This window comes from Bacteroides sp. M10, assembly GCF_014334015.1.
Taxonomy (GTDB): domain Bacteria; phylum Bacteroidota; class Bacteroidia; order Bacteroidales; family Bacteroidaceae; genus Bacteroides; species Bacteroides intestinigallinarum.
In genome coordinates this window covers 894,110-910,531 of record NZ_CP060488.1, presented here as the reverse complement: position 1 = coordinate 910,531, position 16,422 = coordinate 894,110, and the positions used below count along the sequence as shown (strand labels likewise).

Below are 16,422 nucleotides of genomic sequence, written 5' to 3'. Positions count from 1 at the left end.
ATTAAACCTTAAAAAAAGACTATTTACTATGAATACATCCTAAAACTGTAGAATGAAGAGGCGGAGTAATGTTGGGAACATTTTGAATGCCTTGACTTATATCTAAAATTCCTAAAAATCTAATATCATTATATTCTAACTAAATGAAAAGTATATGGATAATCTAAGAAAAACGCTTGGCTGCTTGCTACTATTTCTTTTTGCAGCAGTTACATCTACTTATGCACAGGTTGCAAAGCAGTATTCGGGTACTGTTATGGATGCCGACAGCAATGAACCTATCATCGGTGTCAACGTAACCCTTAAAGATGCACAAACTGGTACCGTAACGGATATTTCCGGAAAGTTCTCGATTAGTGCTCCTGTTGGCTCTACACTATCATTCTCTTATATCGGATACGTGACTAAAGAGGTTAAACTGGGAACGAATACCAGTTTGAAGATTACAATGCAGGAAGATCAGAACCAATTGAGTGAGGTAGTGGTCATCGGCTATGGTGTAGTGAAAAAATCAGATATAACAGGTGCTGTGGCTTCTGTTTCTTCCAAACAATTTAAGGATCAGCCGGTAAAGCGGGTGGAAGATATTCTGCAAGGACGTACTGCAGGTGTGGCAGTGACGAGCGTAAATGGTTTACCTGGTGGCACAGTTAAAGTTCGTGTTCGTGGTACTACTTCTCTTAATACCAGCAATGACCCCTTGTATGTCATCGATGGCATTATGTCTGGTGGACTAGATGTAAATCCTGCTGACATTCAATCTATTGAAGTTCTGAAGGATGCTTCGGCAACAGCTATTTATGGTTCACGCGGTGCTAATGGTGTGGTCTTGGTAACTACTAAAAAAGGGGTAGAAGGTAAAGTGCAGATTTATGCAGATGTGGCTATAGGCGTATCGAACATCCTTAAAAAATATGACTTATTGAATGCTTATGAATATGCGACAGCATTAAAGGAATATAATGGTATTTCGTTTGCAGATGATGAGATGGAAGCCTATAAAAATGGTTCCAAAGGCATTGACTGGCAGAATTTGATGTTGCAGACCGGTATTAGTCAGGACTATAAATTAGGTATTTCGGGTGGAACGGCTAAAAATAAGTATCTTATTTCAGCCAATGTATTGAATATGACAGCCATGACCATCACGACCAAGTATCAACGTGCACAGTTGCGGATAAATTTGGATAATGAACTCACTAAGTGGTTGACACTTTCTACCAAAATTAATGCTTCACGTACTCACAGTCATAATGGGGGTATTGACATTATGAACTTCCTGAACTATTCTCCTACGATGGAAATGAAAGATCCGGTAACGGGCGTTTATAATATGGACCCTTATAATTCAGTAAATGGAAACCCTTATGGTGCACGTGTCGCAAATTATGGTGACTCATATGTGTATGCTTTGAATACTAATATGGATTTGACTTTCAAAATAATGAAAGGGTTGACATTGTCTGTACAGGGTGCTGCTAATTACTCTCATGTTCCGAGTTACTCTTTCACCTCGTCGTTAGCAAAACCCGGACAAATTAGTGGTATGGAAAATGCGAGCAGGATGAATCTATTCTGGCAGAATACCAATAATGTGACTTATAACACAAGTTTCGGCGATCATCATTTGACTGCAACAGCTGTGTTTGAAGCAAGTGGCGCCGAAGGTAGAAATTTAAAACTGACCGGTAGTGATTTAGCCAATGAGTTTGTTGGTTATTGGAATGCAAAAAATGCAAAGACACGCGATGGAGAGAATGGCTATTCCGCAGAAGCTATTGTGTCGGGACTTGGTCGAATTATGTACAATTACAAAGGGAAGTATATGCTGACAGGTACTTTCCGTGCCGATGGTTCATCTAAGTTTCAGAAGAAGAATAAATGGGGATATTTTCCGTCAGCAGCTGTTGCTTGGGATGTTGCTAAAGAAAACTTTATGAGCAAACAAAACATTGTCCAGCAATTGAAACTAAGAGCCAGTTTTGGTGTTGTTGGTAATCAAAGTATCGGTGCTTACACAACATTGGGTATGTTGGCTCCTACAAATTATGACGGTTATGGTAGCGATGCAATCCATACCGGTTATTGGACTGGAAATCTTGCCACACCAGATGTAACTTGGGAAAGCACCTATCAGTATAACATAGGTTTGGATGCCAGTGTTTTAGACGGTCGCTTGAGTTTTACAGCCGAATGGTTCCGGAAGGATACTAAGGACTTGTTACTTCGCAAACCTGCTCCTCAATATAACGGAGGTGGCTCTTTCTGGGTCAACCAAGGTGAAGTTAGAAACTCTGGTGTTGAATTCACCATCACAGCTACTCCTTTGACAGACAAAGATATATTTGGTTGGGAAACATCGCTGAATGCATCTTATTTAAAGAATAAGATAATCGATCTGGCAGGTAGTGATTTTATCGTTGGGGAGAATTATACAAGTATTGGCGGTGGTCCCATTCAAATTAAAAAAGTAGGGTATCCGATTGGTTCTTTCTATCTTTATGAATGGGCAAACTTTAATGACCAGGGCGCCAACTTGTATAAACATCAATCTAATGGAAGTTTGACTACCAATCCGGGTGCTGACGATCTGGTTACTAAAGGGCAGGCCGAGCCTAATTGGACTTTCGGATGGAATAATACATTTACTTGGAAAAACTGGACGCTCAATCTCTTCATCAATGCTGCATTAGGACAAGATAGACTGAATGTAAGCCGCTATGCGATGGGATCTATGACAGGTGTATATCGTTTCATCTCTTTATCTGATGCTTATTACAAAAGTTGGGATAAAGTAGCCAATAAAGCAGATGCTGTGTATGCAAGTCATAAAAATTCAGATAATAGAAACTATCCTGATTCTGATTTCTGGCTTGAAGATGCATCATTTGTGAAACTGAAAAATATAAGCCTTACGTATAATATTCCTAAGAAGATAACGAAAGTAGCCGATATTCAATTGTCGGTCAGTGCTCAAAACCTGTTTACATTAACGAAATACACAGGTATGGACCCAGAAGTGTACAGTGAATCCGATTACGGCTTTAATGGCGTAGATATGGGCTCTTATCCTGTTCCAAGAACTTTCACTTTTGGTATGAAACTTAACTTTTAATCTTTTAACTATACATGGATATGAAAACAATATATAGAATATTCAAATCTGTCGGACTAGCATTGATAGCACTTTGGATGGTGTCTTGCCAGGATTTACTGACAGAAGATCCTAAAGGGCAGTTGGCGGTAACTAATTTCTTCAATTCAAAAGGTGATCTGGACTTGGCTCTGAATGGAATGTATTCCAAAGTTGCGAGTGATATGTATGCAAATATCTGGGCAGGTTTCGAATCAGTGATGGGTGATGATATTTCTACACACCCTGCAGCTAATAAACAGGGGTTGCGTGAGGTAGATACTTATAATGTTTCGGACAATAACACTTGGGTGACTGAATTGTGGGGAGCTCGTTGGAGATTGGTAAAAGCTGCTAATTTCATTATAGATAATGCCGGACGAACTCCGGAGGTGAGTCAGGAAGAGAAAGATGCGGCCATTGGACAAGCTTATTATTGGCGCGCCTATTCTTATTTTTACTTTGTAATGGCTTGGGGAGAGGTACCTATGGTTGTGAAAGATGAAATCAATTACAACATGCCATTGGCAACTGTTCCTGAAATTTATGAACTGATTGTGTCTGACCTGAAAAAGGCAGAAACAATGGTCCCTGCCAATTATACTAAAGATCCCTACGCAAGAAATGGGGTAAACATTGCTGTTAGTCAAGGAGCTGTAAAAGCAACATTGGCTTATGTGTATATGGCAATGGCGGGATGGCCGTTGAACAAAGGAACAGAATATTATCAACTGGCCGCTGCAAAGGCAAAAGAAGTAATCGATGCTGCGAAGAAAGGTACTTACTACTACAAGCTATTACCTGATTACAAGCAAGTATATTCGATGGAGTATAATAAGAATAATCCAGAAGTGTTACTTGGGGTTTACTATAATTTAGGAATAGATGCACTTACCAATGCTCCTTTAGCCGATTTCCTGGCAGACTATGCTTATGGTGGCGGTGGTTGGGGAGATACGAACGGAGAAATTAAATTCTGGTATGATTTCCCGGAAGGCTCGCGCAAAGATGCATCTTATTTCCCGAAAATTATATTGAAGAATGAGACGAAGTTGCGTGATTGGTGGGAAGACCCCAATCCGGAAGCACCACGTGTGGTTGTTGCTCCCTGTTTCATGAAGAAAGTAGAAACGACTACTGGAGAAGAATTCGACTATACGAATCCGAAAATTTCGATGAATCAGAATGGAGAAAAGACGCATCAGATTATTCGCTTGGCAGAAGTATATTGCTGGTACGCCGAAGCTGTAGGTCGTTCAAAAACAGGTAGTATCACGGAAGCTGTCAACTTATTGAATGAGGTACGTAATCGTGCCAATGGATCTGTTGTTGCAGACCGGGATATCTATAAGACAACCATGTCGTATGATGATCTGGCAGAAGCTGCCTATAATGAACATGGCTGGGAAATAGCCGGATATTATTGGGGAAATATTGCCACCAGAGCAAGGGATATGTTTCGCATGAATCGTATTAAAGATCATTTTGAATACAGAAAATTAAATCCGGAGATTGAAGTGGCTCCTGGAGTCTTTAGGAAAGAAGCTGTTTCCGTATCTGGCACGTGGAATGACAGTAAGATGTATCTTCCCCGTCCTTTTGTAGACTCGTCTATTAATCCGAATTTGAAGAACTGAGTGAAACAATAAAAACAATTATTATGAAACTAAGATATTTATATTTAGCAATAGGTGTATTATGTAATGCCTCTTTAGTATCATGCGGCGATAGCTTCAAAGAGAAAACAGAGATTGTTGCATGCGGAATCTCCACAAATGCTTTAACATTCGGAGTCTCCTCTACTGAAGTTCAGACTGTAGATATTACGTCAGAAGCAGCTTGGGAAGTAGCAGTGGATCAGGCAGGTGGTAATTGGCTTACTGTTTCTCCTTTGGCAGGAACTGGTAATGGTACGCTAACAATTTCTGCTGATAAGAATAGCGGTCCAAAACGCAGTGCAACCTTGACCATAGCAGCGAAAGGTGCTGAACTTCGAACCATTACAATTATTCAGGATGGCTATAAAGGAACCATTTATAATTACGGTGACTTTACTGGATTGCAAAAAACAGGACTTGTGGCAGGGATCAATCCGATCACTATCGTAGACAATGACGAATGTGAAGATGGAAAAGCGTTAAGAATCTATACACGGCCAGGTAAAGAGTATGAAGGTACTAATGGAGATCGTTTCAAAGTGCAAACAACAACACAATTCGGATCAGGTCGTTATGAATGGAGGATATATGTTCCTAAATTCGGAATGAATGACCGAGCTAGTATTGGAGCATTCTTATATTTTGACGATGGGCATGAGTTGGATTTTGAAATTTGTTCCGGTACGGCTGCAGACCGTGCAGCACATAGTGCCGGACCAGATGATATGCTGTGTCTTGTGACTAGTCAGGCTAATCCTTTTTTCTCTGAGTTCACGCCTATCAAGGCTGAAGCTTGGCATACGTTTGTTTTGGATTTGAAGTTAGAGAATAAGAAATATCTGGCGGAGTGGTCGGTTGATGGTAAAGTTTTAAAGAGGGCACAATTAGATTATGGTGAAGAAGCTTATTTCCGTGCTATATCTAGTGTCGAGAATCTTTATGGTATGGGCGATCATGCGGCAACTCAAGAAAATTATGCCTTATTTGATTATCTTGAATATGTTCCTTATGATTATTCAATGAAGCCGATTGTTGAAGGTCAGCTTCCTCCCGAACCAGAGGGAACAACAGTGAAGTGGGACTTTGAGGAAGCAGGTTTTGTACCTGTTGGATGGACTAATAATGGAGGAACGATTGCAGATGGAAGTTTGAATCTATCTAACGGGAATAACTTCGTTTATGGTCCGGAGATAGGAGCAGGAAAATATACATGGGAAATAGATGTTCCTTTGGTAGGGGTAGGTGAAAAATGGTTGGCAGGTGGTAATATCGCTGCAACTAACGCTGAAGAAAGATCATTCTCTATGTTTGTTTTCGCAGGTACTGAAAATGATCGTGCGGCTTGTACTATTCCTCCTGTTCCAGGTCAAATGCTGGTACGTTGTTATACAGAGTCTATGGGAGTTTACGGTGTACCTATTGATCCGGGTAAACATACTCTGACTATTGACCTTAGACTTAATGCAGATGGTGCATATTGGGCGGCATGGATTATAGACGGTGAAGTGGCGAAAACATTCACTACCTGGTATACTCCGGCACAGTTCAAATTTGGATTCTCAATAATGACCTTTGCTGACGGCGGTGGCTGGCAAGGAGATAAGCCTACTGCAAAAACGTATACAGCTAAGTATGACTATATAGAATATAAGAAGTATAACTATGATGAAGAATAACAGTTTACTTTACATTCAATGAGGTATTTAAGTATAATTGGAACAGCTATATGCTGTGTAATGTTGGTAATGACGAGTGTTTCCTGCAAGCAGGAAGCACTCGCTTCCACCACTTTGGAGAAAAAAGTATTTCCTTGGTATGTCTATATAGATGGAAGCTCTTTTAAGGATATAGAACCAGTGAAAGAGATAATTAGTTCCATTAGCGTTTTCGGGAATCCTCCGAAATCATTTATCGATGAGTGTCATCAGAATCATATTGAAGTATATCAGGCTGTAGGTGGAAATGAAGAAACGATTGATACGCCACAGAAAAGAAAGGCACTTGTTGAGAAGTATGTAAGCGATTGCAATGCAAATGGATATGATGGAATAGATCTTGATCTCGAACATTTGCGTCCTGATATTCAGGATGCATATACCGAATTCCTGAAACTTGCTTCAAAAGAACTTCATGCTGTTGGAAAGAAATTAAGCCATTGCGTGAGTTTTTATCCGGCTTTGTATCAGGATAACGAAACTAAGATGTTTCACGATCCGGTAGTCTTGAATGCTACCTGTGATTTAGTGAGAGTGATGTGCTACGATATGTATTTTGCACCGGGAATAAATAAGCCCGAGCTCAAGCACAGAGATGATTGTATGGGCATTGGACCTACGTCCAACTATCCATGGACTAAAGAAGCGATGCTTTTCTGGATGAAACACATTCCGAGTGATAAATTAGTGATGGCACTGCCTGCTTATGCAAATGATTATGCTGTAACTGGTGACATTAAAGGAAGGCAGGTTTATCAATCTGTGCCTGACAGTATAAATGGAATTTTGCCTTCTTCTACTTGGTTATGTTACGAAAAGGTAAACATGTATCTGTATGATGGTACCGATGGTAATCGGCATATGTTTTATGCAAGTGATGCCAGAAGTACAGAAGCACTACTTGAACTAGCCGATGAACTGGGAATCTCTCAAATCGGTTTTTGGCACTTTAATAGCGTAGACCCGCAAATGTGGGATACTACCGCAAAGTGGAAAAAGAAATAATAAGATAATAAATCGACCTTGTAAATAATATAGCTTTGTTCTCATCCCCCCATTTAGAGAAAAGCTATTCTTGGCAATAAGAGGCCGCAAAGGTATGAATTCATATCTTTGTGGCTTTTTATTTTTTTCTTACCTTTGAGGGCTTAACATTAACCCCCAAAAATGAAAACATGAAAAAGATCTTTTTACTAATTTCCGTAATCCTATTTATTTTCCCGGTACAGGCCCAGCATACATTGAGACTGATGACTTATAATATTAAAAATGCGAACGGCATGGATGATATTTGTAATTTTCAACGGGTAGCCAATGTGATAAATAATGCTTCTCCTGATGTTGTGGCTATACAAGAGGTAGACAGTATGACCCGTCGGAGCGGACAGAAATATGTGCTGGGTGAGATAGCTGAACGTACACAGATGCATGCTTGTTTTGCACCTGCCATAAAGTTTGATGGAGGTAAATATGGAATCGGACTGCTGACAAAGCAAGTTCCGCTATGTTTACAAGCTATCCCTTTACCTGGTAGAGAAGAGGCCCGCACCTTGATTCTGGCAGAATTTGAGGATTATATTTATTGTTGTACTCATCTGTCATTAACGGAAGAAGATCGCATGAAGTCCCTGGAAATAGTGAAGTCATTTACTGTTTCCTATAAAAAGCCTCTTTTTCTGGCTGGGGACATGAATGCTGAACCGGAATCCGACTTTATAAAGGAGTTACAGAAAGACTTCCAGATACTCTCCAATCCTAAACAATCTACTTATCCGGCTCCTGAACCCAAGGAGACTATAGATTATATTACTGCATTGAAGTCAAATGCTAATGGCTTCGCTCTTATATCCTCTCAAGTGTTGGATGAACCGATGGCCTCCGATCATCGCCCTATTCTTGTAGAACTGCGTACCGCTGAAAAGGCAGATAAAATATTCCGTACTAAACCTTATTTACAGAATCCCATAGGTAATGGTATGACAGTTATGTGGGAAACTACCGTTCCGGCATACTGTTGGGTGGAATATGGAACAGACACTACTCAACTGAAACGCGCTCGTACAATTGTTGACGGGCAGGTAGTCTGCAATAATAAACTACATAAAATACGTATCAACGATCTGATACCGGGACAGAAATATTATTATCGCGTATGTTCGCAAGAAATATTGCTTTATCAAGCATATAAGAAAGTATTCGGAAATACTGCCCAGTCAGATTTCTCTGAATTTACGCTTCCGGAAACGGATACAGATTCTTTCACTGCCATTGTTTTCAATGATTTGCATCAGCATACAAAAACTTTTCGTGCTTTATGCAAACAGATACAGAATATCAACTATGACTTTGTAGTTTTCAATGGTGATTGTGTAGACGATCCTGTCGACCACGAACAGGCAACGACTTTTATTAGTGAACTTACCGAAGGTGTACGCAGTGATCGCATTCCAACTTTTTTTATGCGTGGCAATCATGAGATTCGCAATGCTTATTCTATCGGTCTGCGCGACCATTATGACTATGTAGGGGATAAGACCTATGGTTCTTTTAATTGGGGCGATACCCGTATTGTCATGCTTGATTGTGGAGAGGATAAGCTAGACTCTCACTGGGTGTATTACGATTTGAATGATTTCACACAGTTACGTAATGAACAAGTCGATTTTCTGAAAGAGGAGTTATCTGCCAAAGACTTCAAGAAAGCGAAGAAACGTGTTCTTATTCATCATATTCCGCTTTATGGTAATGATGGAAAGAATCTCTGTGCAGATCTATGGACTAAATTATTGGAAAAAGCACCTTTCAATGTGAGCCTGAATGCTCATACTCATACGTATGCCTATCATCCGAAAGGTGAGTTGGGAAACAATTACCCGGTCATTATTGGTGGAGGATATAAGATGGATAGCGCTACGGTGATGATTCTGGAAAAGAAGAAAGATGAATTGAGGATTAAGGTGTTGAATGTGAAAGGAGAGGTTTTGTTGGATATTACAGTTTAGGTAGTTTTGAGTGAGAAAATAGAAATAGGATAAAAGCCACAGAGGAAATTTTAAACGTTTCTCTGTGGCTTTTTTGTGTATTATATTTTTCTTAATTACCTCCGGAAAGGATAATAAAGAACAATCCCAAGATGAACAACACAAACATTATACCTAATAGCCTGTTTGTCTCTTTGGAGCTTCCTGTAAACTCTTTCCAGATAAATACTCCCCATAGTGCAGCAATCATCGGTGCTCCCTGTCCTAAGGCATATGAGATAGCTGCTCCTGCTTTTCCTGCTGCAATGTAGCTTAATGCGGTTCCAAGTCCCCAGATACATCCGCCAAGAATGCCTACCATATGTGTATTGATCTTTCCTGCAAAATATTCTTTGTAACTTACAGGTAAACCCACGAATGGACGTTTCATTACAAAAGTATTGAATATAAAGTTACTAAGGAAAATACCAATAGCAAAGATGAAGAAAGCTGTATAAGGAGTTGCCATTCCGATTGTTGGTGATTCAAAATTATCAAGATCCATAGTAGCAGCCACGAAGCGATAGAAGAAAGACATTAGTACGCCGGCAATAGTGGCAAGGATGATTCCTTTCTTGTTGCTGTTGGTGCCTGCTTTCTGATTTTTTCCGGCTGCTATACCATTGCAAATGATTGCGATAACAATCAGAATCACTCCTATGAATAACCAGAGCGGATCTCCTTTGGGAGAACTGAAGTAATTGATAAATACTCCTAATACTAATGCCAACCCCACTCCTAAAGGAAAAGCAACTGCCATTCCGGCTATGGATACGGATGCTGAAAGTAATATATTCGAAGCATTAAAAATGATACCTCCAATTAGTGCGCTAATGATGTATTGGGATTCTACCTGTTGTATGTCTTCTATAAAACTTCTTCCAGAGTCTCCAAAACTTCCTAATGTAAATACCAAGAGAAAGGCAAACAATAGAATACCAATGGTATAATCCCAATAATAAAGTTCGTAACGCCAGTTCTTACTGGCCAGTTTCTGAGTATTTCCCCAGGACCCCCAGCATATCATGGTTATAAAACAAAAGACGACAGCTAATGTGTAACTATTGACTATATACATAACAATCTCTTTTTTTAAGGTTTGACATTTGCTTTACCTGTAACCTGATACACAAGCGCGTCTGTTATAGCTTGAATATCGTTCTTCTCCCGTATGGTCAGGTATTGATGTTTGCCTTCTTTTGAAGGAGCAAAAAGACTTTGTCCGATACTGTCTATACTTATGATGCCTTTCTCTGATAATCCAAAAAGGTTTCTTTCCGGCTCTATAGCCTGCAGTACGGAAGTCAGGTCCCATGTCTCCCTGTCGTAAGGCATTTGCTGGTAGATCTTGTATGATACACAGAGAGGATGCTTGTAACTATTGGGAAAATCATTCAGAATACTTTGGTGTGGATATACTATACTGGTTCCTACTTCCCAACCACTGGTAACGATAGGTGTCGGCCATTCTTCAAAGGTTGTTTGTGCTGCCTTTAAGTCTTGCATGACGTTCCATTCGGGTGAGTCGGCTCCATTGCCAAAACGGCCTCCCATGACAGATAGTAATTTAACTTTCTGGGCAACAAGTGACCGTCCGTCCAATTCGCTATATTCGTCAGCTGTGGAAGAGAGCAAACGTGCCAGGTTTGTTTCCGGGCCTACAGCAATAAATACTACGGAGTTATCTTTTTGCGTAGCCAGTATTTTACGTAGTAACTTATAGCCTTCCGGCAGATTGTCCTTTATACTTCTTTGAGGTTGCAATATCCTGTTACCATCAATGATAGTATCCAGAGTCTGCCGGAGATAATTACCATCTTCCGGGTTTACTCCATTGTATGCATATCCTAATGGAATCTCATTTCTGTCATTGAAACGACAATAGCCATCTATATATTCTATTGCATGAGGATTAGATTTGCAGATGGTGATACCTAATAAGTCTATTTTTCCTGCCTTTTCATAATTGAAAAGCATTTGCATGGCCAATACATCATCGATATCATTGCCGGCATCTGTATCAAAGATGACAGGGATGCGATCAGGTACTCCTTCCTGCCTTGTGCAAGAGCACAAGGTAAGAAGTATGAGAATAGCAAGAACCGTACATCTCTCTAATTTCTTTAAAAAGAAATCTTTAAATAAATAATGATTCATATACTTAAGATTTTTGATTATTTTATATCCATAACACATCTGACCGGATAAGCTTTCCTGTTGGATGTATATTCATCTATTCCCATATTGCCGTTAGCATCTATCCAGATTGTCTGCCTATCCCAGTTTTGAGGTGAATTGGGACGTGAAATACTGGTTATATTTACTGGCCACCATGTTTCTTGATAACCTGTCTCATTATGACGATATCCTGATTGTGGCAAGAAGATACCTCCTCTCATGTCCTCTTTAGTTGCAATGATACCTTCACTTCTGGGGATTCCTACGATGGCGCCAGGAATTGCGAAGTGACTATTCTGCGGCTCTTTCCATGTGAATTTAGGATCAGCAGTAGTACCTATTAATTCCGTAATTTCCGTAATGGTTGGTATTCTCCATCCTGCCGGACAAGGATTGTTTTCATCTCTCCAGGTATCATATCCTGAATCGTAGTATCCTGTTTCGAATCCGGGAGGGCAACTCTTGTCTACATTGGGACTGCTATTCGGATAGCCTATTCGGGAATCATATTGATATAGTAATCCACGAGTATCCGGACTGGCAGTAAATGTGTTAGGTTCACTAACATCGCAATTGGCCCAGATAAGCCCGTTAATGATAGTGCCTTCACCCTGGCTGACTTTCAAAGTAGCTTTTAGTTCACCGGAAGTAATGGTAATGATAGCCGTTCGTGCCTGTTCATTTCCCAAATCTGCAACATGGATGGTAAAACTTCCGACTCCAGTACCTGTTTCATTACTTAGTGTACACCAGGAACTTGCCTCATCATTGACACTTGCACTCCATTGAGCTCTGCATGTGACCGTAACCGTGTAATTTTTGGCTTGCTCTAATGCAGCTATTCCTTCAGGATCAATACCCAGCGAAGGCTTTGCCAATTGGGTGATTTTGACCTCTTTGGTCTCATTACCGGCGGTTATAACAAGTGTCGCATGGCGGTCGTCCAGAACATTTTTATAGGCTTCTACCATTAGAGTGTAGACTCCATTTCCGTTCAGTACAGTTGGTAACAGAAAAATCCAGCCCGATTCATTGGTTGAATCATAAATGATGCTTGCTTTAGAAGCAACATTACAGGATATAGGTATATTGATATTCCCTCCAGTGTATTCCACTTGGATATGCTGACTTTCTATTGTCAGATTGGAGGAATCATCATCTTGACACCCGATTAATAGTGTCAATAGTAATATCTTTATAATAAACGTACTTTTTCTCATGACATTGATTTAATGAGTTTAAAACTGTATTTTGTATACAATGCAAGGCTCCATTGTGAGTTGATTCATCGGTTCTACATCTCCTTCTGAGTTCCAGTTACCGTCTATATCATAATGTCCTTTCTCTATCTTTTTAATCTGTATGTCTCTGAATACCATTTGGTCATTTTTAGTGGAAGCAACAGTCAGGCAATTATTATGTTCTACGGCAAAAGCCACTCCTCTGGAGTTGGTTGTCCATTTTATGCTTACGTGGGTGGTATTCTGATTCTCGGTAGTCTGTTCTTGCCCATCATCATATTTCAGGTTGAAACCAATGATGTCTTTGGCATCTGCTGAAGCGAGGTCTACCCAAGCCCCTTTGAATATTTTATAGGCGTCCACTATCCGTTGAGTGTGTGCCTTAGGAGTGAAATCGGGATTGTATACACCTCTGAGAGTCCAGTCTGCCAAATCAGGATGGGGAGTTGTAATGACTTCGAATATTTCATAGCCACATCCCAGACTAAGAGCTTTGAGAGTGAGAAGGTCATTGTTGGTATACTCGCCTCCATTTTCCGCAATATGGGCGAAGTTACCATCGATTTTTCTCAATCTCCGTAATTTACCGTCTATGGCCAGCATTGTGTTCTCATACGGATCCAGACCTACATAATCAATTCCTGTTGTAGCAGCAATTTCAGCGCTTTTTTCCATATAATCGGAATAAGTTGTGGTCTGGTTCACTCGGGTATAGCAATCGTATGGGGAGTTTTTAACGACTTGCCCTAATCTGTCCAGCATAGAAATTAAATCCGGCCATAGTTGTTCGGGGGTGTAACCATGTTCCTGATTATGTCTTGTTGCTAACATATCGGGCTCATTTTCCACCTGAATACCTATTACTGTGTGTTTTTGTCCATGGTTATTGTCGTAGTGGTAAATAGCCTCCATCATCTGCTTTAGAGCTTTTGCTTCGCGTTCCACTAGTGCCGAGGTGTTGGGTTTCAGATAATATTGTTTTCCTAACCATCCTTCATAAGCGGCACTAGGTTTAAGTTCGGGATAAGTGGAAGTGTCTTTTATCACATAGTCAGGGATATACCCTTCTACAGAATAACCGCACATATAACTGCCAAACCACAAGATTTCCAGTTTCATTTGGTATTTGTCACATAATTCGATGTACTTTTCTACCAATGAACTTGTGTATACATCTTTTTCAGATTCGATATCTCTCCATGCAACAGGTACTTGGACAACAAGTATGTTCATATTGGCAGCCAGTTCGAAATAAGGGGCTAGCTCATCCGGTGTTTTCTTATCCAACTGGAGAAAAAAATCGGTACGTAATTGAGCTCCCAGCATCAGGAAAGGTTTCCCATTTACCATCAGATGCTTGGTTGTAATTGTAGAATTTGGATCTAACTCATTTGCGTTGCTACAAGCGAAGAGAGTTGATAGAAGACAATATATTAATAATTGAAGTTTTCGCATAATTCCTTTTTTTAGTTTGTTTACAGTTTCACTAAGTCAAAGCAACTTGGTTTATTGAGCTCCCTGGCCTGCTTGTAGCGGCCAGCCCGGATTCTGATAAAGAGGCGAAGCATTGGTATTGCCTGCTCCTGTTATCAGGAAATGTTGGATAGCTATTGGGTCAAGATAGTGAGCCATATTCCAGCGATAACCATTGTATACACGGTTGTTGGCTATGATATGAAATGGCGCCAGATATTTGCTGAAAGATTCTGGTGAAACGTTCTTATTCTGTTGCAGACCATCTTGGTTGGCTGTTAAAAAGTCTGGATTATTTGCCATTTTTTCCCATAGATTCATTCCTAGTATGTGATAAGGCGTGTTTATCATCTGGTCCATCGACCGCCAGCGTCTGATGTCTGCCGGACGGAAACCTTCTGCCATCAATTCGCAACGACGTTCACGGCGGATATTGAATAAGACAGGGTCGACTAATTTACCGGCGGAATAGGCTCCCCAGTCCGTTTGAGCTTCTACGGTCATATTGGTATTGGCAATGGTAATATTGTAGTCATCTACTTTGGACCGTTCCCGGATTGCCTTCCAGTATTTCTGTGCGTCACCATCGAGTGCTCCCGATTTTTCGTAGCATGCTTCCATATAGTTCAGATAAGCCTCTACAGCTCTGAATATGATGCATCCTACAATACTTCTATCGCGTACGGAATAGCTACCGTCAAAGTTTAATCCTTTACGTATGGTTAGCCCAGTGGTATATTTCATCGATGATGTGGAATTTACAATATTCGGGTAGGGTTCGATTTCATAAGATTCCGGTCCTGCTGCTGAGTGCAGGTTCCTGTTTCCCGGTTTTTTGAAAAAGATTTCAGCACGCGAGTCTCTACCCTGGGTAATGGTTGAGAGATCTGCGTCCCCATTGTAGCTACTTCCTGTTGCATAAATAGGTTTTCCATTATTCATGATAAATGCATCGAGCATACTTTTTGTCATTCCCCAACCCTGATTGGCTGCTGCTGCAAATTCAACAACAGAATTGACCACTCCCGCAGCTTGGCTATATTGTTTCCAAAGTAGTACTTCCGGATACGTATTCATGTCTGATGCGCCAAACATATCGAAATATGGATTTGAAGCTTCGTTCGCATTGTTTTGAAAGATACCGGTATTATCAGTCAGTCCGTATTTGTCTGCTACAATTTTGGCTTCATTCATAGCTTCGATGAGAAAATATTCTATCTCCTGGTCAATGCTACCTGCGGGATATTGGTAATCACTGTTATAACTTTTATCTTTCCCTGGCCATCCCGGTCCATTAGGGACAAAAGCTGTTCCTTTAAAGTATTTCAGCCATGTTCCTTCGTATAAGGCAACTCTTGATTTGAAGAGATGTACACAATCTTGCCCTAACCTGTTCGTACCTCCTACAGGAGGAGTGCTTTGCATATATTCAAGAGCCTTATCGAGATCAGAAAGTATAAAACGGGCTACTTCATTACGAGGCATACGTTTACTTTCGGCTGTCAGTGCTTCCAAATCATCAGCTAAGGTTTTGGTGATGATTGGAAAATCTCCCAATGCTTTTAATTTAGAAAAATACTGCCATGCCCTGAAGAAATAAACTTCTCCAATGTAATGACGAATGTTTGGGGCAACTCCTGTGATACTTCCTTTTTCGTAAAGGGGGAGTACAAAATCGAGAAAGTAGTTGCACCGGTAAATAGCGGCAAATTCGTATGAACCTCCGGTCTGGGATACTCTCCAGTAGCCGGGCGCAAAGATGTCACTAGGATTTACATAAGCCATGTTGTCTGTATTATTGTCATCCAACCATCTTCCCCAGCTTCCGGTTTCATGTACCGGTAGAGTGTTGTATAAGTCGGTTGCATAGGCTGCCAGATTTTCTTCTGTCGACAAATACTGTTCAGGAGAAAGTTGGGATAGCGGTTCCTGATCCAGGAAACTGTTGCATCCGGTAAGTAATGCCAAGGATATGCAGGCTATAAATATTTTATTTTTCATAAT

The 16,422-nt window shown here is 40.4% G+C and carries 10 protein-coding genes; 5 read left to right on the top strand and 5 right to left on the bottom strand.

Annotation, left to right across the window (positions count from 1 at the left end):
* The first annotated feature begins 154 nt into the window (after nt 1-154).
* From H8796_RS03665 to H8796_RS03645, 5 genes are all read left to right on the top strand, one after another.
* Nucleotides 155-3,115 carry a TonB-dependent receptor gene (locus tag H8796_RS03665; protein WP_004302470.1) on the top strand — a complete coding sequence of 987 codons (2,961 nt, stop codon included), beginning with the start codon at nt 155-157 and terminating at the stop codon, nt 3,113-3,115.
* Between the two features lie 20 nt (nt 3,116-3,135).
* Nucleotides 3,136-4,770: a RagB/SusD family nutrient uptake outer membrane protein gene (locus H8796_RS03660; RefSeq protein WP_009001007.1), complete on the top strand. Its 1,635-nt coding sequence runs from the start codon at nt 3,136-3,138 to the stop codon at nt 4,768-4,770.
* Nucleotides 4,771-4,793: 23 nt separating this feature from the next.
* On the top strand, nt 4,794-6,467 hold the full coding sequence (locus tag H8796_RS03655) for a BACON domain-containing protein (protein WP_117936986.1): 1,674 nt from the start codon (nt 4,794-4,796) through the stop codon (nt 6,465-6,467).
* Nucleotides 6,468-6,527: 60 nt separating this feature from the next.
* Nucleotides 6,528-7,511 carry a glycosyl hydrolase family 18 protein gene (locus tag H8796_RS03650; RefSeq protein WP_117936984.1) on the top strand — a complete coding sequence of 328 codons (984 nt, stop codon included), beginning with the start codon at nt 6,528-6,530 and terminating at the stop codon, nt 7,509-7,511.
* A gap of 170 nt (nt 7,512-7,681) precedes the next feature.
* The gene (locus tag H8796_RS03645) at nt 7,682-9,508 is read left to right on the top strand and encodes an endonuclease/exonuclease/phosphatase family protein (protein ID WP_117936982.1); all 1,827 of its coding nucleotides are present in this window, start codon (nt 7,682-7,684) and stop codon (nt 9,506-9,508) included.
* Between the two features lie 91 nt (nt 9,509-9,599).
* On the opposite strand, the gene H8796_RS03640 is transcribed toward H8796_RS03645, so the two are convergent.
* The 5 genes from H8796_RS03640 to H8796_RS03620 are packed head-to-tail and all read right to left on the bottom strand — an operon-like array spanning nt 9,600 to nt 16,419.
* Nucleotides 9,600-10,604: a GRP family sugar transporter gene (locus H8796_RS03640; protein WP_074558677.1), complete on the bottom strand. Its 1,005-nt coding sequence runs from the start codon at nt 10,602-10,604 to the stop codon at nt 9,600-9,602.
* A gap of 14 nt (nt 10,605-10,618) precedes the next feature.
* Nucleotides 10,619-11,683, bottom strand: a complete 1,065-nt coding sequence (locus H8796_RS03635; RefSeq protein ID WP_117937010.1) for a nucleoside hydrolase — start codon at nt 11,681-11,683, stop codon at nt 10,619-10,621.
* Nucleotides 11,684-11,700: 17 nt separating this feature from the next.
* Nucleotides 11,701-12,924, bottom strand: a complete 1,224-nt coding sequence (locus H8796_RS03630) for a BACON domain-containing protein (RefSeq protein WP_074558675.1) — start codon at nt 12,922-12,924, stop codon at nt 11,701-11,703.
* Nucleotides 12,925-12,942: 18 nt separating this feature from the next.
* Nucleotides 12,943-14,400 (bottom strand): DUF4978 domain-containing protein, encoded by a 1,458-nt coding sequence (locus H8796_RS03625; protein WP_117936980.1) that lies wholly within the window; start codon nt 14,398-14,400, stop codon nt 12,943-12,945.
* A 51-nt stretch (nt 14,401-14,451) separates the two neighbouring features.
* Nucleotides 14,452-16,419: a RagB/SusD family nutrient uptake outer membrane protein gene (locus H8796_RS03620; RefSeq protein ID WP_074558671.1), complete on the bottom strand. Its 1,968-nt coding sequence runs from the start codon at nt 16,417-16,419 to the stop codon at nt 14,452-14,454.
* Nucleotides 16,420-16,422 lie beyond the last annotated feature (3 nt).